17 protein-coding genes are annotated in these 19,385 nt (G+C 39.1%); 13 read left to right on the plus strand and 4 right to left on the minus strand.

Annotated elements, in window-relative coordinates; all coding sequences use genetic code 11:
• Positions 1–58 precede the first annotated feature (58 nt).
• From K5Q34_RS00645 to K5Q34_RS00655, 3 genes are read left to right on the plus strand one after another with little or no spacing between them, the layout of a single operon-like run.
• Positions 59–817 carry an SDR family NAD(P)-dependent oxidoreductase gene (locus tag K5Q34_RS00645; RefSeq protein ID WP_202845802.1) on the plus strand — a complete coding sequence of 253 codons (759 nt, stop codon included), beginning with the start codon at positions 59–61 and terminating at the stop codon, positions 815–817.
• 16 nt (positions 818–833) lie between these two features.
• Positions 834–1,583 carry a DUF6287 domain-containing protein gene (locus K5Q34_RS00650; protein ID WP_202845803.1) on the plus strand — a complete coding sequence of 250 codons (750 nt, stop codon included), beginning with the start codon at positions 834–836 and terminating at the stop codon, positions 1,581–1,583.
• A gap of 21 nt (positions 1,584–1,604) precedes the next feature.
• Positions 1,605–1,958, plus strand: coding sequence for an HIRAN domain-containing protein (locus tag K5Q34_RS00655; protein WP_002943204.1), 354 nt, complete (start codon positions 1,605–1,607; stop codon positions 1,956–1,958).
• Between the two features lie 20 nt (positions 1,959–1,978).
• Here the strand turns inward: K5Q34_RS00655 and K5Q34_RS00660 are convergent, their stop codons facing one another.
• Entirely contained in the window at positions 1,979–2,836 is an 858-nt protein-coding gene (locus K5Q34_RS00660; RefSeq protein WP_172115220.1) for a hypothetical protein, read from the minus strand.
• Between the two features lie 118 nt (positions 2,837–2,954).
• Entirely contained in the window at positions 2,955–3,743 is a 789-nt protein-coding gene (locus K5Q34_RS00665; protein ID WP_172115222.1) for a hypothetical protein, read from the minus strand.
• Positions 3,744–3,938: 195 nt separating this feature from the next.
• Here K5Q34_RS00665 and K5Q34_RS00670 point away from each other — a divergent pair, with 195 nt between their 5' ends.
• Together K5Q34_RS00670 and mcrC are read left to right on the plus strand one after the other, a co-directional pair.
• Entirely contained in the window at positions 3,939–5,636 is a 1,698-nt protein-coding gene (locus K5Q34_RS00670) for an AAA family ATPase (protein WP_172115224.1), read from the plus strand.
• Positions 5,633–6,682, plus strand: coding sequence for a 5-methylcytosine-specific restriction endonuclease system specificity protein McrC (gene mcrC, locus K5Q34_RS00675; protein WP_172115226.1), 1,050 nt, complete (start codon positions 5,633–5,635; stop codon positions 6,680–6,682). Before K5Q34_RS00670 ends, mcrC begins: the two co-directional genes overlap by 4 nt.
• Before the next feature lie 274 nt (positions 6,683–6,956).
• Here the strand turns inward: mcrC and guaA are convergent, their stop codons facing one another.
• Complete coding sequence (gene guaA / locus K5Q34_RS00680) at positions 6,957–8,507, minus strand: glutamine-hydrolyzing GMP synthase (protein WP_105105855.1); 1,551 nt, start codon at positions 8,505–8,507, stop codon at positions 6,957–6,959.
• A 275-nt stretch (positions 8,508–8,782) separates the two neighbouring features.
• On the opposite strand from guaA, the gene K5Q34_RS00685 reads away from it, so the two are divergent.
• The 8 genes from K5Q34_RS00685 to xerS all read left to right on the plus strand — a co-directional run bounded on the left by K5Q34_RS00685 (position 8,783) and on the right by xerS (position 17,481).
• The gene (locus K5Q34_RS00685; RefSeq protein WP_172115228.1) at positions 8,783–9,481 is read left to right on the plus strand and encodes a GntR family transcriptional regulator; all 699 of its coding nucleotides are present in this window, start codon (positions 8,783–8,785) and stop codon (positions 9,479–9,481) included.
• Between the two features lie 101 nt (positions 9,482–9,582).
• On the plus strand, positions 9,583–9,915 hold the full coding sequence (locus tag K5Q34_RS00690) for a putative DNA-binding protein (RefSeq protein ID WP_002935001.1): 333 nt from the start codon (positions 9,583–9,585) through the stop codon (positions 9,913–9,915).
• Positions 9,916–9,927: 12 nt separating this feature from the next.
• Positions 9,928–11,502 (plus strand): signal recognition particle protein, encoded by a 1,575-nt coding sequence (ffh, locus tag K5Q34_RS00695; protein ID WP_172115230.1) that lies wholly within the window; start codon positions 9,928–9,930, stop codon positions 11,500–11,502.
• Between the two features lie 193 nt (positions 11,503–11,695).
• Positions 11,696–12,364, plus strand: coding sequence for a SatD family protein (locus K5Q34_RS00700; protein WP_172115232.1), 669 nt, complete (start codon positions 11,696–11,698; stop codon positions 12,362–12,364).
• Between the two features lie 3 nt (positions 12,365–12,367).
• Complete coding sequence (locus tag K5Q34_RS00705; RefSeq protein ID WP_221864345.1) at positions 12,368–13,108, plus strand: DUF3307 domain-containing protein; 741 nt, start codon at positions 12,368–12,370, stop codon at positions 13,106–13,108.
• A gap of 579 nt (positions 13,109–13,687) precedes the next feature.
• On the plus strand, positions 13,688–14,845 hold the full coding sequence (locus tag K5Q34_RS00710) for a trypsin-like peptidase domain-containing protein (RefSeq protein ID WP_221864346.1): 1,158 nt from the start codon (positions 13,688–13,690) through the stop codon (positions 14,843–14,845).
• A gap of 15 nt (positions 14,846–14,860) precedes the next feature.
• Positions 14,861–15,721, plus strand: coding sequence for a hypothetical protein (locus K5Q34_RS00715; protein WP_208546433.1), 861 nt, complete (start codon positions 14,861–14,863; stop codon positions 15,719–15,721).
• 689 nt (positions 15,722–16,410) lie between these two features.
• Positions 16,411–17,481, plus strand: coding sequence for a tyrosine recombinase XerS (gene xerS, locus K5Q34_RS00720; protein WP_221864347.1), 1,071 nt, complete (start codon positions 16,411–16,413; stop codon positions 17,479–17,481).
• Positions 17,482–17,824: 343 nt separating this feature from the next.
• Here xerS and K5Q34_RS00725 read toward each other — a convergent pair whose 3' ends face one another.
• Entirely contained in the window at positions 17,825–19,333 is a 1,509-nt protein-coding gene (locus K5Q34_RS00725; protein WP_221864348.1) for a phosphomannomutase/phosphoglucomutase, read from the minus strand.
• Positions 19,334–19,385: the final 52 nt, after the last annotated feature.

The raw sequence follows: 19,385 nt of genomic DNA on the forward strand, positions 1-19,385 counted from the left end.
TACAGTTTAACAAACTAGGTAAAATTGTAGTATAATAAAGAGAATAGGAGACAGAGTGATGAAACGAAATGTATTGATTACAGGTGCAAGTAGTGGCATTGGCAAAGCAATCGCTTATGTGTTTGCTGCTAATGGTGATAGTATCATCATTACAGGACGAAGATTGGACAAACTAGAAGAAATTAAGCAAGATATTGAAAAGCAATACCATGTTCAGGTATCAGTTCATTCATTTGATGTTACGAATATGGAACAAACGATTGTAAATTGTCAAAAAATCTTAGAAGAAGTTGGACAAATTCATATTTTGGTAAACAATGCTGGCCTGGCATTGGGATTGGACAAATTCCAAGACTATGATTTGACTGACATGATGACAATGATTGATACCAATATTAAAGGATTACTAACTGTAACACGTCAGTTATTGCCACAAATGGTTGAAAATAATGAGGGTCATATTATCAATATTGGATCAACAGCCGGTATTTACGCCTATGCAGGAGCTGCTGTCTATGCTGCAACCAAATCGGCTGTCAAGGTACTTTCAGACGGGATCCGTATTGACACGATTGATAAAAATATCAAGGTAACTACCTTACAACCCGGCATCGTTGAGACTGATTTTAGCCAAGTCCGTTTTCATGGAGATAAAGAGAGAGCAGCGACAGTCTATCAAGGAATCGATGCTCTTCAAGCAAATGATATTGCCAACTGTACGCTATTTGTTGCAAATCAACCTGCACACGTGCAGATTTCTGATATGACCATTATGGCAACCAAGCAGGCAACTGGCTTTACTATTCATAGAGATTAGAGGGGAGATAGCTAGAATGAAAAGAAAATATTTAGCACTCGCTCTTGGCTTGCTCACTATCATGTCACTTTCTGCCTGTCAAACTGAAAAGAAGGGCAGTTCCGCAAGTACCTCAACTACTGATACCCAGGTTTCTAATGCCAATACAAGCACTTCATCAACAATCCAACGTGAGATTTCTCTTAGTTCTATGGATATAGATGCTCTAATGCAAGGCAATTACGATAGTATACTAGGCACCTGGCAAAATAGTCAAGGAAATTCACTAGTCTTCAATAGCAAAGGATTAGTAGCAGATAGCCAATCCTTACTTGGTCGCGGAAAAATAACTGACGGAATTTTTGAAACAGGCTATGTAGACGCAACGATTGGCGATGTAACACTATTAATGATTCCCAAAGGAACACAAGCAAATACAACTGAGACAGACACTACTGACTCTACGCGCGATAGAATGATTGTAATAAGCCAAGAAACAGCAGCAGACGTAATAGATGTTTATTATCGCTTGACCGATTCAGCCACTAGCGGTATAGACCCATTAAAAAATACTGAAACAGGCGTCCAGTTGGATAGTGGACCAAAAACGATTGATTATGCCAACTCAATTTTAGGCGAAAACAATTGGCGCGTCATTGAAGGTAACTACACGCGCACCGAATCTATTCCTTATAATATTTTGGAAGGCGATGATAATGCCCGTTACACTATTTACCAAAACGGTGTCATTATCAATGCAGATTATCAAATTGTTTATCAACCATAATGATTCTCTAGGAGGTTAGACATGACATTCACATCATTTGAACCAACACGCAATGTTCAAGATTTTCATTTAGCAGCCTTTGCCTACTATGATGGACTAGATGTAATCGACCAACTCAAACCAGGAACACCTGTTCAGCTAGTCGGAGAGCCGTCAAACCCACATGACTCAGAAGCTGTAGCAATCTTTTATCAGGGCACAAAGTTAGGATATATCCCATCGGATAAAAACTCACTAATCAGTCGGTTAATCTATTTTGGACACGGCGATATTCTAGAGGCACGTATTCAGATGTCCAATACAGAAAATCATCCTGATCGCCAGTTTCGAGTCGTTGTAAAACTAAAAGATAATCGTAAAAATGATAGTCGGTAATTTACCAACCTAACCATTTTCTACTTAACACGGAGCTGTGCCCTCCGTTTTTGCTCTTCAATAATACTTAAAAAGGCTGCAAACTCCCTATCCAGGCGATGTTGGTAGGCCTTATTTTTTATTGTGAGGTCTTCAAGGAACACTGGATAGGTTCCTTTTTTATACAATTCTCCTTGAAAGAAGAAGCGGTCCGATAATTTATCAACTGAAACAAGCGAAGAACGCCAGCGGCTTTTACGAGAATGAGAAGGCTTCCAAGATATTTTTAATTGCTTCTCATAAAAGTACCAGCCCATAATATAGATTTTAGTAATCTGATTTCGTTTTCTGTCTTGATAGAAACAAGGAACTGCATAAACATTTCCATGCTTTGTTTGCAAAAAAGGATGAAAATCTTTTATCTTTTCGTATTCTTTCTTTGGAATAAGGGTTAATTGATTATCCTTAATAACCTTTTTCTCATCAATAGTATACGAATATCGGTAGGGGTCATAAATGGTTGAATGCCCACGCGCTCTATAACGCTCTGCCATTTCCTTAAAAATAGGTAGACGTCCATAACCATCCATCAGACTAGATAGACTAAGTCCTCGTCGATTATTATTTTTCTTCACACCAAGAATCTGGCAGGTAGGCCAATAATTGATAGGAATGGCTCCTAATCCAACCAGAAGACCGGCGCTGTCAAAATGACTGGCAAAGCGTACCTCACGAGTGTGACCAGTCTCATTTTTCAAATCAACAAATACAGGTTGCTTGTCCTGTTCAAAAACAATTATATAATTTCCAGAAGACTCCGCATTTTCTCTAATTGGAACGGTGTAGAAGTGGTGAAAATTTGGTAATTCTAGTAACTTTCCAAGTGTTGATGTTTTCATAACACAAGTATAACAAAAAATATTTTTCAAATCCACAAAAACGTTTAATTCGTTAAACAAAAAATATAAAGAAGCTGGGAAAGACATCCATGACGACTTTCCCACTCCCACCGTTTATTCAAGGATAGGTGATAATTGTCTTATCTACCGAATCTTCCAAAGCCTGACGCGATTCTTCTGATAAACGCAAATCTGCAAGGGTTTGTTCTGAAAAATAGTAGGGATTTAGACTATCTACAAATGCAGAAATTGAAATGATAGCTTTCTCCAATATCAGAGATTTTTCAGTGTAAGAAAAGGGAATAGCAGACCAATCATCACTCTCAAACATTTCTAAAATATCTTTTTGAACTTGAATCTCAGCCTCATTTTTAGCTGAAACTAGGATTGTTTTTAGTGTAGTACGAAAACTCTCCTTGTCTTGCACCAAGTCTTCCAAGGTCAGCAAGCTTTCATCTGCCTTCTCATAAAAAATATCTAATTCCGTCTCTGACGAAGTGGTCACATGGAGCCAGTCAGCCTTAATACTGGTTTTCATTACTGCATAGGCAGAAGTATTTTCAAAGGGACTGCTGCGCGTTTGAGGATAGAGAACAATCCACTCTTTCTGGAATAGATTGTCAGGTTTAGCTATTTTCAATTCCTCCTCAGAAGCTGTACCAATCCGCTGGCTGATAGCAGTAGTGGCATCTCGTTGATAGAATCCAATGATACGCGGATTTTGCGGACCACCAATGGCATCAATTTTTGTTCCTAGATCATTAATAATACGTATGTTCAAGGAATGAAACTGCTCATTTAATAGTCGATTTTGCTCTTTTCCGAGCCAGTAAATTCCGATATAAGATAGACCAGTGGCAATAAGCAAGATAAGTAACAGCACTTTCGAGTATTTCAGCACAGCCATCACACCTTTCTAAAACGTTTTCAGTCACATATTATTATATAAAAATATCAAAAGCAACTATTTTGAGGTACCGCATTAAACGGTTACACAAGTATATAAATTCTAAGTTTACGACAGGAATGTTTAATGATAAAATATAGGTAAATTCGAACTCATAATTTAATAGGTGTGGATACAACACCGTTGGAGGATACTATGGATGAACAAAATCAATTCAATTGGGTAAACTTTTATAAGGAATTTGCTTGGAAATTGGTAGACTATAAAGATAATAGAGCAGAGCTGGTTGAGAAAGTAAAAGCTATCTATACCAAAACAAAGATACATATGCCCACGTTAGAAAAGGACAATCAACTGATAGATATTGATCCTTTTACGATATTTGGACTCTTCAATAAGCAAATAAAAGAGAAGAATCGCATCAAAATTCTGACAGCTATAGCAGAATTATTCCACCTCCAAGCGGAAATCCCATCCTCTTTTGAAAGCATACCAGTACTGATGAATCAGAATGCGACTTTCTATTACTTTATCGGAGATCGTGATGAGAAAGATATTGATGACTTATGGGAACTTTTCATTGCTGCTTTGACCTATAGCAAGGAGCCTACGGCTGAGAAGAAAGAAAAATTTTCACACTATTTTGATTTGGCTATAAACAAGAAAGGAAATGGCAACAGCAAGATTACGATGGCCTTGTATTGGATTGCTCCCGACTTTTTCTTGAACTTAGATAGCAGAAATAAGTGGTATGTGTACGAATCTGGGGAGATTCCTACTGATGTCATCAAAAAACTACCAAAGATGAAGTCAAAAATTTCTGCCGATGATTATTTTTATATATCGGACTCTATGCATCATTATTTAAACAGTGCAGAGAGCAAACTGAAAGATTTTAAAGAATTATCAGCCATGGCTTGGAAATACTCTAAACAGATCAATCAAGAAGAGAAGGAAAGAAGTGCAAGAGTGATTTCTCCACTGGCTGATGAAGCTGATACTGGAAACGATATAGGTAGAGAAGAGGTAGTAGAAGATACCTATACGAAAAATCACTTCCTATCAGAAGTCTATATGACAGAAGAAGAGTATGATAAATTAACCTCCATACTCCAAATGAAAAAGAATATCATCTTACAAGGAGCACCAGGAGTTGGAAAGACGTTTGTTGCAGAACGCCTAGCATTTTCATTAATGGGTAAACCAGATTTAGAAAGAGTCATGACAATTCAGTTTCACCAAAGCTATTCCTACGAGGACTTCATCATGGGCTTTAGACCTTCGACAAGTGGCTTTGAGCTGAGAAGGGGGGCATTCTATACTTTCTGCAAAAAAGCAGAATCTGACAAGGGGCATGAATATTTCTTTATTATTGATGAAATAAACAGGGGAAATTTGAGCAAAATTTTTGGTGAACTGTTTATGCTGATAGAAAATGACAAACGAGGCAAGTCTTTACAGCTCCTCTACTCGGATGAGCAATTCTCAATTCCAGAAAATCTATATATCATCGGCATGATGAATACCGCAGATAGGAGTTTAGCCCTACTTGATTATGCACTGAGACGTCGCTTTGCCTTCTTTGACATTAAGCCAGGTTTTTCAACTGCGGGATTCAAAGATTATCAAACAAATCTGAAAAACGAAAAATTCGATAGACTCATTTCCTGTGTAGAAAAGCTAAATCAGGCCATTTCAACAGAGGAAGTACTGGGAGATAGCTTCTGTATTGGGCATAGTTACTTCTGCAGTTTATCGGCAAAAGTACTGGACCAAGGTTTGCTAGAAGCCATTGTTGAATATGAACTGATTCCCCTCTTGAAAGAATATTGGTTTGATGAACCGACAAAAATTCATGATTGGAGTAGTAAGTTAAGGAGTACCATCCAGTGATACCTGTCCAAAATATCTACTATATGCTATCCTACGCATTCAAAATCCTTCATAAGCAGGAATATAAACGGATCGCTACGGAAGAATTTAAAAATGCTGCAGATCTACTGGCGGAAATAATGATCATTAGCCTCTCGATACAGGTGAAAAGAGGACTTGGTCGAGAGTATCGTTCTCAAACCGAGTCACTCTCGGCACTTAAAGGTAAAATACATATCGCTGAATCTTTAACACCTCCGAATTGGCGTAGAAAGCAACTTGTTTGCCAATACGATGATTTTTCTCTTGACAGTACAATGAATCGCATTATCAAAGCAAGCATTGAGATACTGCTAAAAGCTGATGTAAGCAGAGACAGGAAAAAGAAATTGAGAAAACTCTTAGTTTTCTTTGGAGAAGTCTCAAAAGTTAATCTACACTCAATCAATTGGAATTTACAATATAATCGAAACAATCAATCGTATCAATTACTAATGTCAATCTGCTATTTGGTAGTGAATGGATTAATTCATACAGAGAGGGAGGGGAATAAGAAATTGATGAATTTTCTTGATGAGCGGAGGGAATCCTTGCTATATGAGAAGTTCATTCTTGGATATTATAAAAAGCATTATCCCCAAATACAGGTTACCGCCTCTCAGATACCTTGGGCACTAGATGATGGTTTTGGAGAAATGCTCCCCATCATGCAGAGTGATATTTACCTCAAATATAACGATACTATATTGATTATTGATGCTAAATATTATTCTAGTAACACACAGATTCACTTTGATAAGCGCACACTCCATTCACATAATCTATACCAAATTTTTACCTATGTGAAAAATCAGGCTTATCGCCTGTCAGATTCAAACGATACAGTAGCAGGAATGCTTCTATACGCTAAAACCGATATAGATATTCAACCTAATCAGGTCTACCAAATGCATGGAAACCAGATTAGTGTCAAAAATTTGGACTTAAACCTGCAGTTTGCAAGTATTGCTGAACAACTGGATGACATCATTACATCGCATTTTCTATCCCCTCCAAAACGGTACTAGTTAGAGTTTTAAGCTAGAAAACAAAAAAACAATCAAAGTAGTAGCACTAAACTACTCTTTGATTGTTTTTTTATAAGACTCTTTCCTATTTTGGAGTGTCGTGTAAATTGATTTCCCAGATCAGCGACGCTTTCTTGTTTTCAGGCGTCGGGTAAAACAGTCTTGATGGACCGGCTGATAGAGCCTATCCCCAGGCAACGATGCTTTTGTGTTTTTAGGCATCGGCTAAATTAGTCTTGATGGACCGGCTGATAGAACCTATCCCCAGGTTCTATCACTCCCACTCAACCGTTGCTGGTGGTTTACTTGTTATATCATAGACGATGCGGTTGACGTGGTCTACTTCGTTTACGATGCGGACAGAGATTTTTTGAAGAACATCCCATGGTAGTTTGGCAAAGTCAGCTGTCATTCCATCAACAGAAGTGATAGCACGGATGGCGATGGTGTAGTCGTAGGTACGACCATCTCCCATGACACCTACAGAGCGAACGCCAGTATTAACCGTGAAATATTGCCACACATCGCGGTCAAGGCCCGCTTTGGCGATTTCCTCCCGCAAGATAGCGTCAGATTCGCGGACGGTTTTAAGTTTTTCCTCAGTGATTTCACCCATGACACGAATGGCAAGGCCTGGTCCTGGGAATGGTTGGCGCCACACAACTTCATCCGGCATACCAAGAGCAGTACCGAGGGCGCGAACTTCATCCTTAAAGAGAGTATTGAGCGGTTCAATCAACTTGAACTGCATATCTTCTGGCAGACCACCAACGTTGTGGTGAGATTTAATTGTCTCTGCAGTATCCGTTCCTGACTCGATAATATCGGTATAAAGTGTTCCTTGCGCTAGGAATTCAACATCAGTCAACTTACTCGCTTCATCGTCGAATACGTAAACAAATTCATTACCGATGATTTTACGTTTCTTCTCAGGGTCAGATACGCCAGCAAGCAGGTCTAGGAAACGCTTAGCAGCATCAACGCGAATAATATTGAGACCGAACTTACCACCCAACATTTCCATAACCTGATCGCCTTCATTCTTACGCAGAAGTCCGTGGTCAACGAAGATACAGGTCAACTGGTCACCGATAGCACGTTGAAGAAGGACACCAACAACAGACGAATCCACACCGCCTGACAAACCGAGCAAGACTTTCTTGTCACCGACTGTTTGGCGGATTTTTTCAATTTCTGTTTCGATGAAGTTTTCCATTGTCCAGTCGCCCTTAGCACCACAGATACCAAATGCGAAGTTTTTCAAAATATCATTTCCATAAACCGAATGACGGACTTCTGGATGGAATTGGATACCGTAGATACGGCGTTCAGTATTTTCAATAGCAGCAAAAGGACAGTCAGCAGACAGACCAACCAAGTGGAAATCAGCAGGAATTTCAGTTACAGCATCCCCGTGGCTCATGAGTACAAGCTGTTCTTCTGGTGTTCCAGCAAAAAGCGCTGATTCAGTCTTCAGTTGAAGATTTGATTGACCATATTCACGATTTCCAGCCTCACCAGCAGGAACAACCTTACCTCCCAATTTATGGGTAATTAACTGCATACCGTAGCAGATTCCCAGAATTGGAATACCTAATTCGAAGATTTCTGGATCAATATCAAAGGCATTTTCTGCGTACACAGAATTTGGTCCACCTGAAAGAACGATACCAATTGGATTGATGGCACGGACTTCCTCAGCTGTAATTTTATGGTTTTTCAATTCTGAAAAGACACCAAATTCACGAATTCGACGTGAAATAAGTTGGTTGTACTGGCTACCATAATCCAATACAATAATTTTTTGGACATCTTGTTTTGTCATGTTTTTCCCTTTCGTTTTGAAAAAAATTCAAATACTAGTAGTTATTTTAACATAAAAGCGAACATTTTCCAAATTTTATTTGTTAAATATCTGTTTTGCAAACTATGAATGATAATAAAAATGTTAGTGTTCGTATTTTTATTGTTTTTACTAACTTTATTTTAGGCAATCTGACTTCATTGTTTGCCTAGGAGAATTTTACCAATGGAGTGTAGCCTGAATTAGCCAAACGCCTTTATTTTTGGTAAACTAGAAAGAAGAGAAAGGCTAGATAAATGAAAGCAGCATATATCACAATTCACGATAAAATTAAGGAACAAATCGATAACGGAATCTGGAAAATTGGTCAACGTTTACCAAGTGAACGCGATTTAGCAGATGAATTTGGTGTTTCTCGTATGACACTCCGTCAAGGAATCACACTTTTAGTGGAGGAAGGGGTGCTACAACGCAAGATTGGTTCCGGTACTTATGTCGCCAGTACACGGGTTCAAGAAAAGATGCGAGGCACGACTTCCTTTACTGAATTAGTACAACTCCAAGGAAAGACGCCAAGCAGCAAATTATTATCCTATACACGAACCAAACCTAATGAAAAAGAAGTTGAACAATTAGGTTTATCCCGGGGTGAGTATGTTATTCGAATGGAACGGGTCCGCTATGCAGATAATGTTCCCGTCGTGTATGAGGTTGCCAGCATTCCTGAACGCTTGATAAAAAATGTCCCCAAAGAAGATGTTACCAACCATTTCTTTAAAACACTTATAGACAATGGTTATCGAATTGGAACGAGCAAACAAACCATTTTTGCTCGTTTAGCCAATGAAAAAGTGGCTCAATATTTACAAATTTCTAAAAACCAGGCTATTCTCGCATTAAAACAGGTATCTTATCTCGAAGATGGTCAAGCATTTGAATTTGTAAATAGTCAGTACGTTGGAGAACGTTTCGAATTCTATTTAGAAAATAGTTAGCATAAAAATAATTATGTAAAGCATTTTAAAATCCGTAATCTTTCTAGTGATGACGGATTTTCTTATTTATAAAATATGGAATTTTTGATATAATAAAGTTTATGGAAATTGAAAAAACCAACCGAATGAATGCCTTATTTGAATTCTACGCAGCCTTGCTAACAGACAAGCAAATGAACTACATTGAGCTCTATTATGCCGATGATTACAGTTTGGCTGAGATTGCTGAAGAATTTCAAGTCAGCCGTCAGGCGGTCTATGATAACATTAAACGAACAGAAAAATTACTGGAAGACTACGAGATGAAGCTACATATGTATTCTGACTATGTGGTGCGTAGCCAGATTTTCGATGAAATACTGAATAAGTATCCAGAAGATGCTTATTTGAAGGAAAAAATCGCTATTCTAACCAGTATTGATAATAGAGAATAAGAGGAGAAGTATATGGCTTTTGAAAGCTTAACAGAACGTTTGCAGAATGTGTTTAAAAATCTGCGTCGTAAGGGAAAAATTTCTGAGAGTGATATTCAGGAAGCAACCAAGGAAATCCGTCTAGCCTTACTAGAAGCCGACGTTGCCTTGCCAGTTGTCAAAGACTTTATCAAGAAAGTACGTGAACGTGCTATCGGTCATGAAGTCATTGATACTCTGAACCCTGCTCAACAAATCATCAAAATCGTTGATGAAGAATTGACGGCTGTATTGGGTTCTGAAACTTCAGAAATTATCAAATCACCAAAAATTCCAACTATCATTATGATGGCTGGTTTGCAGGGTGCTGGTAAAACGACCTTCACTGGTAAGTTGGCCAACAAACTCAAGCAGGAAGAGAATGCCCGTCCACTCTTGATTGCTGCTGATATTTATCGTCCAGCTGCCATTGACCAGTTGAAGACCCTTGGTCAACAAATTGATGTACCTGTTTTTGAATTGGGAAACCAGGTTCCAGCACTTGAAATCGTTCGTCAAGGTTTGGAGCAAGCTAAAGCCAATCACAATGACTATGTCTTGATTGATACGGCCGGTCGTTTGCAGATTGACCAAGCCCTTATGGCCGAATTGAGAGAAATCAAAGAGTTTGCTCAGCCAAATGAAATCCTCTTGGTCGTCGATGCCATGATTGGTCAGGAAGCTGCCAACGTTGCGCGTGAGTTCAATGATCAACTGGCTATTACTGGTGTGATTTTGACCAAGATTGACGGTGATACACGTGGTGGTGCAGCCTTGTCTGTCCGTCACATTACGGGACAGCCAATCAAATTCACCGGTACTGGTGAAAAAATCACCGACATCGAAACCTTCCACCCAGACCGTATGTCCTCGCGTATTCTGGGCATGGGTGACATGCTGACCTTGATTGAAAAAGCCAGCAAAGAATATGATGAGAAGAAATCATTAGAACTCGCTGAAAAAATGCGTGAGAATACCTTTGATTTCAACGATTTCATCGATCAATTGGACCAAGTTCAGAATATGGGACCAATGGAAGACCTGCTGAAGATGATTCCAGGTATGGCTGGTAACCCAGCCCTTGCCAACTTAAAAGTTGACGAGCGTGAAATTGCACGAAAACGAGCTATCGTATCTTCTATGACACCAGCCGAACGTGAAAATCCTGAATTGTTGACACCGAGCCGTCGTCGTCGTATTGCTAACGGTTCTGGAAATAGCTTTGTCGAAGTCAATAAATTTATCAAGGATTTCAACCAAGCGAAAACCATGATGCAGGGTGTCATGTCAGGCGACATGAACAAAATGATGAAACAAATGGGAATCAACCCAAATAATCTACCTAAAAACATGCCAAACATGAACGGCATGGATATGTCTGCTCTTGAAGATATGATGGGCGGTGCAGGAATGCCTGATATGAGCCAACTAATGGGAGGAGCTGGCATGCCAGATATGTCCCAAATGTTTGGAGGCGGTTTGAAAGGTAAAATCGGTGAATTTGCTATGAAACAAGCCATGAAACGCCAAGCCAATAAAATCAAGAAAGCCAAAAAGAAGAGAAAATAATCTCTTCTTTTTTACTTTTTATTCGAAGAAGTAAGATACAGCAATATAAAATAGAAGTAGCAAAGCAGAAAAAATGATTTTTGAACTTTATCGCTTTCCATTTTAACGGAAATAATTAAAAATATCCTTTTTGATGGACAATTTTTATATTGTCCGTTATAATGGAAATATAATAAAAAACAGAGGACAAGTTATGATTTATATCGCAATAATAGGAGATATTGTCAATTCAAAACAGACTTCCAACCGCTCTAGTATTCAAGAGCGGCTAAAACAACAGCTGAATAGAATCAATCATTCCTTCGCTCAGGACTTCGCATCACCTTTTACCATTACAAAGGGAGATGAATTTCAAGCCTTATGCAAGCCCAACCCTTATATTTTTTTGATGATTGACCAAATCCAATTAGCCTTTCGTGATGAGGTGGAGATTCGATTTGGAATTGGTTTGGGTGAGATTCTAACAGCTATCGATCCCAAGCTAAGTATTGGAGCAGATGGTCCAGCTTATTGGGAAGCACGCAAGGCTATTGACTTCATTCATGACAACCATGACTATGGCACCAGCAAAATTGCATTTTCATCTGAATACAAGCAAATCGATCGTGTGATCAACCCCTTGCTAACTTCTAGCGATTTCATCAAAGCTGCTTGGAATCGTTCGCAAACGGATCTGTTTGAAACCTTAATCTCCCAAAAAATCTATCAAGAAGATTTCACACAAAAGCCAATTGCTGAGAAAATGAAACTCAGTCAAAGCGCCTTTACCAAACGTTTGAAATCCAGTGGAATCAAACTCTACCTGCGTAATCGCCAAACTGCCATGAATTTGATTCTCCAGCTCAGTCAGAAAGAAGGATAAAGCATGTCATTTTCAGTTATTTCTAGCTATCTTATTCAACATCCAGTTTTAACCGCCTTGCTTATTGCCCACTTTTTAAGTGATTTCACCTTCCAAAGTCAAGCACTGGCAGATGCTAAAAAGCTTCATTTTAAAGCTCTTTTCATGCACCTTTTCATTGTTGCTATCCCGCTTCTTATTCTAGCCTTACTTACCCCCATTCAAAACGGAGATTTATTTTTTCAAGTTTGGCTGAGCCACCTTGCGATTGACTATGTCAAATATTTTCTCAACAAACACCATTGGATAAAGGACTCCTGGGAAGCTGGAGCATTCTTAGCAGATCAATTGCTACATATCATCTCTGTCATCATTCTTTATCACACTATCGGTGTTAATGTCTCTTCACACTCACTCTGGATTGAACCAAATTATCTCCTCCTGCAAATCCTTTTTATCCTTCTGATCAGCAAGCCCGTCAATATTCTTTTCAAACTCTACTTTAGCAAATATCAGATAGTGGAAGGAGAAGAAGAGCAGACTGTGACAGGTGCAGGAGCCTTGATTGGTCAGTTGGAGCGCCTCATAATGGGAATTTTTCTGCTTCTGGGGCAATACACAGCTATCGGACTGGTATTTACAGCAAAGTCCATCGCACGCTATGATAAAATATCCAAAAGCCAAGCCTTTGCTGAATACTATTTAATTGGTTCGCTATTTAGTATCATTAGTGTCCTAGTATTGTACTTTTTATTGATTTTATAGAAGAAAATAGTTTACATATTTTATTTTATGTAAACTATTTTTGTAAAAATAGACTTTATTTTATTCTTTTCAATACATGGGTTTATGGTTCAGCCCCATATAATTACTTCAATAAATCACGATTCAAATATGCATTTCTAGTAATCAAATCAAGTGAATAATGAGTTTTCAAAAGTACGTTTTTCAGTACATTCTATTTTATGGATTTTATGGGATAGTTTTAGAATTCTTATTAGTCAATATTTTTTATTTTTGAGGCTCTACAAAATTGAATACCAACATGATAATACATTTAAAGTAGCTATGATATTATTATGAAAAATATTTTTTATTTTGTAATTTCAGAAAATGTAGTCTTATTGGAAAGGGAGAGTTTTTATGGATTTTTATACAATAAACTAGTTACAATCATTTTCTTTGTGTGTTCGTCCCATGATTTTTATAGCTTGCTTGACAACGACCTTTTTAATTGATAAACTAAACTTGAAAACGATTGCTTTAATTAAAGATGGTAGAGTTTAAAAATACTGTAATAGGTTGGTTGAGCTTATTATTTTTGAACGTTATTGAAGGAAATGTATGAAAAAGAATAAACTATTTATTGCTTTGATTAGTGCAACATTGTTGGTGACAAGCGTTTTATTTGTCAGGGCAGATGAAGCATTTACAAATTTACCATCATCTGAAGTTATCATCGGAACGGACGACAGACAGTATTTATCTGATACAACTAGTACTTTAAATAAGAAGATGGTAAGAATTACATTTGAGGGTCTTAATGAACATGGTCAGAGAATAGTAGGTAGTGGATCTGGTGTAATGATTAGTGAAGATATTGTCTTGACAGCAGCTCATTGTGTTTATAACTCAAGAAATAAGGAGTATTATCAAAATGTAAAGGTTGTTCCATCAGCAACCTGGAATGGAGAAACTTTTACAGCACCACTTGGATATTCTGTTGCACAGGAGACGGAAGTATTGAGTGGCTATTTAACTGGAGATAGTACACAAGATATTGGTGTTATTAAACTTCAATCATCGCTTGGTAATCAGACAGGATATCTAGGATTAGCAGTTCAGCAAGCTAATGTTGGACAGTATATTAAGACCATTGGTTATCCAGGTGATAGAATGGGAATGTATTTATCTGAAGGAAAAATTATAAGTTCATCTGGTTCAACTATCACTTATAATTTAGACACATCTGGTGGACAGAGTGGTAGTCCAATTCTAAACGAAGCTAATCAAATTATTGCAATACATTATGCAGGGAACCAGACTGAACAGCATAATATAGCAAGACTTATTACACCAGATGTTCAACAACTTATAGAATCAGTCAATTCAACTTCAGGCGCGGTCTACCGGGTATACAACCCTAATTCTGGATGGCATCATTATACAAGTAGTCTTGGTGAGAAAAATCATTTAGTAAGTTTGGGATGGCAAGATGAAGGAATTGCTTGGGAAGCAGGGAATAATGTTCCTGTTCACCGTCTCTATAATCCAAATAATGGTCATCATTTTTACACGACAAACACCGCTGAAAAAGATTCTCTTGTGGCGACAGGGTGGAAATACGAGAACATTGCTTTCTACTCAGGTGATAACCTAGAAGTTTTTCGACTCTATAACCCAAATACAGGTGAACACTTTTATACAGTCAATTATTTAGAAAGAAATCACCTTATTGCTGTTGGTTGGGGGTATGAAGGTGTTGCATTTAAAACTAAATAGGTTGGAGGAAGTATTATGAAAAAAATTTTTTTAGGTTTGGTAACAGCATCTTTATGTTTATTGGCGATCCGTTCGGTTTCTATTAGTGCTGAAGAGACGGTTAGTAGTGTTTATGCGGTAAATCAATCTGATAGTGCATTAGAATTTGTCGCAACTTTTACGGGATATGAATATGTAGGATTACCTCTAGAGTTGACTGTAGGTCAAGTTGGACAGGTAAAACGTCCAATGGAGCATTATTTAGCAAAAACACAGTACTCTTTTACATTAGAGAGTTCCGATCCGAGTGTATTGAGTTTTAATGAGAATGGCGAATGGATAGCGCTTAAGTCAGGAAAAGCTATAATAAAATTTGGCGTTTCTGATCCTAGCAAGAATCCTAAATTTAGTAATGAATTGAAACAATTAGGACTAAGTACCAATTGGAGAATTCAAGAGATTTATATGGAACCCGTTACAGTAACAGTATCTAACACTACGAATGCTATGTATCGTCTTTATAATCCTAATTCTGGCGAACATTTTTATACCGCTGCTCTCGGAGAGAAGAATTATCTATCAGCAGTTGGATGGCATTTTGAAGGAATTGGATGGTATGCCCCTGTAGTTGGTGAGCCGGTATATCGTCTTTATAATCCAAATAACGGAGATCATCATTATACGACTTCAAAAGGGGAACATGATATTCTAGTAACGCTTGGGTGGCGTTCAGAAAATATTGGCTGGCAGTCTGGCGGTACAATTCCAGTTTATCGCCTCTATAACCCTAATGCACTCGGAGCAGGAAGTCATCATTATACGACTTCAAAAGGGGAAGCTGACTATTTGGATAGTATTGGATGGAATTATGAAGGAATAGGCTGGTATGCAGAATAGCCTTTACTACAATACAAAAAACATTAGTAATGACACACTTCCGTTACTAATGTTTTTTTGTATTGTAATTCATTATTTGGAGAATCTTATCCGAAAAACGAGAAATAAAAACATTTATAAAAAGCACAAATAACATTGCACAATTATATTATAAGGATGAGAATTTTCAAGTCATCGCAATCATAACCAATAAAACTCTTAACGCTGAGAGTTTCATTCTTCGAAATCGTTCCCAAGATATTCAAACTGGGCTGTTGACAACTGAGAACAAAGAGATTGAGGAGTATAGTGTATAATCAACTAAAATATCTATGATGAATTGCGAACAGAATGGGCTTATTTAAATAATCTATAACTATATAAAATCATTAAAATACTAAAAAAACTTGGTAGGTATGTCAAACGAATCCAGAGCATCGATATACTATGGATGTATACGGTAGAATTATACAAATAAAACGTGAAAAGAAAAAACTAAAAATTTATGAACAATCGACTTAACATAGTCTAACCCCATGATAATACCGAGATAGAAACATAAAGCACGTTTTTTGCTGATTTTTCCTAAAAATTTTTTCCAGTTATTATTAAAATATCCCTACATACTTCTTTCCGAAAAACTATAATTTTCTTGAAACTTATATAAGATTATGCTATACTACTCATATAGCTAAAATCAGGAGAAAATGATGAGACGCGAGTTATTATTGGAAAAAATTGATCAGCTGAAGGAAATTATGCCTTGGTATGTTTTGGAATATTATCAGTCCAAGTTGTCTGTGCCTTACAGTTTTACAACCTTGTACGAATACTTGAAAGAATACCGTCGTTTTTTTGGGTGGTTACAGGATTCAGATTTGGTCGCTGTTGAACGAATTGCTGACATTCCACTGGATGTTCTGGAACATCTGACCAAGAAAGATATGGAGGCTTTTATTCTTTATCTGCGGGAACGTCCCTTGCTGAACGCCAATACCACGCAGAATGGTGTGTCGCAGACCACCATTAATCGTACCCTCTCGGCACTTTCTAGTCTCTTCAAGTATTTAACCGAAGAAGTGGAAAATGAGCAGGGCGAGCCCTACTTCTACCGCAATGTCATGAAGAAGGTGTCCACCAAGAAGAAGAAGGAAACCTTGGCAGCGCGGGCGGAGAATATCAAGCAAAAGCTCTTTTTGGGCGATGAAACGATGGAGTTCTTGGACTATGTCGATAAAGAATACCAGGTAAAGTTATCCAAACGTGCCCTCTCCTCCTTCCAGAAAAATAAGGAGCGGGATTTGGCGATTCTGGCACTTCTCTTGGCTTCTGGCGTCCGTCTGTCAGAAGCGGTGAATTTGGACCTTCGAGATGTAAACCTCAATATGATGATGATCGAAGTAACCCGTAAGGGTGGTAAGCGGGACTCGGTCAATGTGGCTGGTTTTGCTAAGCCCTATCTGGAAGCCTATATGAGCATCCGTCAGCAACGCTACAAGGCTGAAAAAACGGATACAGCCTTCTTCTTGTCTGAATACCGTGGTCTGCCCAATCGTATCGACGCTTCTTCTATTGAAAAAATGGTGGCTAAGTACTCTGCGGACTTCAAGATACGTGTGACACCCCACAAACTCCGTCACACGCTGGCAACACGGCTCTACGATGCCACCAAGTCGCAAGTTCTGGTCAGTCATCAGCTGGGCCACGCCAATACCCAGGTCACCGACCTCTACACTCATATCGTCAACGATGAGCAGAAAAATGCTCTTGATCAGTTGTGATGTTGCGTAAATTTAATTACGTAAATAAAATGTTAAAAGAGCTGGAATCAAGTCCAGCTCCACTCACTACTCAGGGTTTGTGTCAACATCTCAGCGCAGTGGTTGATTGGCTTTAACAGTCTGGGAGACTGTTAAAGGTGGGAGATAGGATTTGCTTCGCAAATCTCAGCACTTCGTGTTTCACACTCCAAATCCGACCTATACGACTGAAGCGAACAGAGTTCGCCTTATTTCCAACCTCCAACAGTCACTACTCTGACTGTTGGAGCTGTGCGGGGGTGGGGAAACGAACTCCTTTTTATTTGTCGAGTTCTTCCCCACTCCCACTCCTTTTCTACTAAATCTAAATCAATTCTTTCAATTTGTCCTGATTAACTGCTGGGTACTGGTCCAAAAAGGCTGAGAGGGTGCGTAAAACGGCAGGAATATAGCCTATCTGGTCATTCTCCACCTGCAAGACCAAGAGTGGCTCGTGGAGGCTCATTCGGAGCAAGAGCCAGCCATCACCATAAGGCCCGGTCAGGTCAAACCGCACTCCTTCTTCGTTTTCTGGGTTAAAAGCAAAGCCTTCGATGCTGGTTTGGCGGAGGTCAGCGATGACCTGTTCACCCAGTACGCGATAATCTTCTGCTTCTAGTTTGAACCGCACTTCTTGGGTTTCCAGAGGTTGTTTGAGCTGGGCAATCAAGTCGTCCAAGGATTTGCCTTCCGCTTGCAGTTTTGGTAAGAGCATGAGAATCTTAGCCGCTACATAGGTTCCGTCATCAAGGAAGTAATTTTCCTTAAAGGCAGCGTGTCCAGAGGTTTCGATAGCCAACTGGCAATCAACTCCCTCTTGGTTTGCTAAAATAGCACGGTTAATCACGTTGCGATAGCCTGAAATATAGCGAATTTGTTTGCCGCCCAGGCTTTCTATAAAGACCTTAAGGTGTTCAGTTGTTGGGGAATTGGTCACAATGCTGGTTCCTGGATGTTCAGCTAGGACAATCTGGCTGAGAACGGCAATCAGGTTGTTACGATTGAGAATTTCTCCTGACTTGGTAACCAGGGCGGCACGGTCAACGTCGGTATCAAAGATAATGCCTAGGTCTGCACCTTGCTTCAAGACGGCCTGACGAATACTTTCCATAGCTTCCTTGTTATCAGGGTTTGGAACATGGCTTGGGAAGGTTCCGTCTGGGTCTAGGAATTGTGAGCCTGTGGTATCTGCTCCCAATTCTGCCAAAACTTTCTCAGCAAAAAATCCGCCTGCACCGTTTCCAGCATCGACAATGATATTAAGACCTATCAATGGTTTTTCTTGTCCACCACAGGCGGTACGAATTTTACCAACCAAGTCTTGGGCATAAGGCGTAATCAGGTCAGCACTGGTGACACTTCCAAGGGAAAAAGCTGGCAAGTCTTCACTATGCGAGAGGATGAAGTCAATATCTTCGTGCTCCGCTCCGCCATTTTCCGAAAAAATTTTAATGCCGTTGAAGTAATAGGGCAGATGGCTGGCAGTGATCATGACACCAGCGTGGCACTTGAACTGCGGGAACTGGGTGCTCATGAAGAGAGCTGGCGTGGTGGCCATGCCAAAGTCAATCAGCTGAACCCCCAGACGAACGGCTTCTTCTGTAAAGGCTGAAACCAAATCTGGACCGCTGAGACGACTATCTCGACCGATACCGATGGTTAGCTGCCCTTCTTGATAGGCTTGAGCCAGTTCTGGCTTCTGAGTTAGCCAATGAATAAGTCCGCGAGCCACTTCCTTGGTGGCTTGTGGAGTGAGATTGACAGCATATTCGTCTGTAGCGATAGCAATGCCGCGAATATCTGATCCATTTTGCAAGATGTGATGATGGGACATAGTAACCTCCTAATTCAAACTAAATTTAGTATATCATATTTTTGAAGCGGTT

This window comes from Streptococcus sp. 2018110, from assembly GCF_019754115.1.
Lineage (GTDB): Bacteria > Bacillota > Bacilli > Lactobacillales > Streptococcaceae > Streptococcus > Streptococcus hashimotonensis.

What these genes read in the sequence shown, in the direction of transcription:
- K5Q34_RS00645 (WP_202845802.1), top strand. Translation starts at nt 59, where the DNA reads ATGAAACGAAATGTATTGATTACAGGTGCAAGTAGTGGCATTGGCAAA.
- K5Q34_RS00650 (WP_202845803.1), top strand. Translation starts at nt 834, where the DNA reads ATGAAAAGAAAATATTTAGCACTCGCTCTTGGCTTGCTCACTATCATG.
- K5Q34_RS00655 (WP_002943204.1), top strand. Translation starts at nt 1,605, where the DNA reads ATGACATTCACATCATTTGAACCAACACGCAATGTTCAAGATTTTCAT.
- K5Q34_RS00660 (WP_172115220.1), bottom strand. Translation starts at nt 2,836, where the DNA reads ATGAAAACATCAACACTTGGAAAGTTACTAGAATTACCAAATTTTCAC.
- K5Q34_RS00665 (WP_172115222.1), bottom strand. Translation starts at nt 3,743, where the DNA reads ATGGCTGTGCTGAAATACTCGAAAGTGCTGTTACTTATCTTGCTTATT.
- K5Q34_RS00670 (WP_172115224.1), top strand. Translation starts at nt 3,939, where the DNA reads ATGGATGAACAAAATCAATTCAATTGGGTAAACTTTTATAAGGAATTT.
- guaA (WP_105105855.1), bottom strand. Translation starts at nt 8,507, where the DNA reads ATGACAAAACAAGATGTCCAAAAAATTATTGTATTGGATTATGGTAGC.
- K5Q34_RS00685 (WP_172115228.1), top strand. Translation starts at nt 8,783, where the DNA reads ATGAAAGCAGCATATATCACAATTCACGATAAAATTAAGGAACAAATC.
- K5Q34_RS00690 (WP_002935001.1), top strand. Translation starts at nt 9,583, where the DNA reads ATGGAAATTGAAAAAACCAACCGAATGAATGCCTTATTTGAATTCTAC.
- ffh (WP_172115230.1), top strand. Translation starts at nt 9,928, where the DNA reads ATGGCTTTTGAAAGCTTAACAGAACGTTTGCAGAATGTGTTTAAAAAT.
- K5Q34_RS00700 (WP_172115232.1), top strand. Translation starts at nt 11,696, where the DNA reads ATGATTTATATCGCAATAATAGGAGATATTGTCAATTCAAAACAGACT.
- K5Q34_RS00705 (WP_221864345.1), top strand. Translation starts at nt 12,368, where the DNA reads ATGTCATTTTCAGTTATTTCTAGCTATCTTATTCAACATCCAGTTTTA.
- K5Q34_RS00710 (WP_221864346.1), top strand. Translation starts at nt 13,688, where the DNA reads ATGAAAAAGAATAAACTATTTATTGCTTTGATTAGTGCAACATTGTTG.
- K5Q34_RS00715 (WP_208546433.1), top strand. Translation starts at nt 14,861, where the DNA reads ATGAAAAAAATTTTTTTAGGTTTGGTAACAGCATCTTTATGTTTATTG.
- xerS (WP_221864347.1), top strand. Translation starts at nt 16,411, where the DNA reads ATGAGACGCGAGTTATTATTGGAAAAAATTGATCAGCTGAAGGAAATT.
- K5Q34_RS00725 (WP_221864348.1), bottom strand. Translation starts at nt 19,333, where the DNA reads ATGTCCCATCATCACATCTTGCAAAATGGATCAGATATTCGCGGCATT.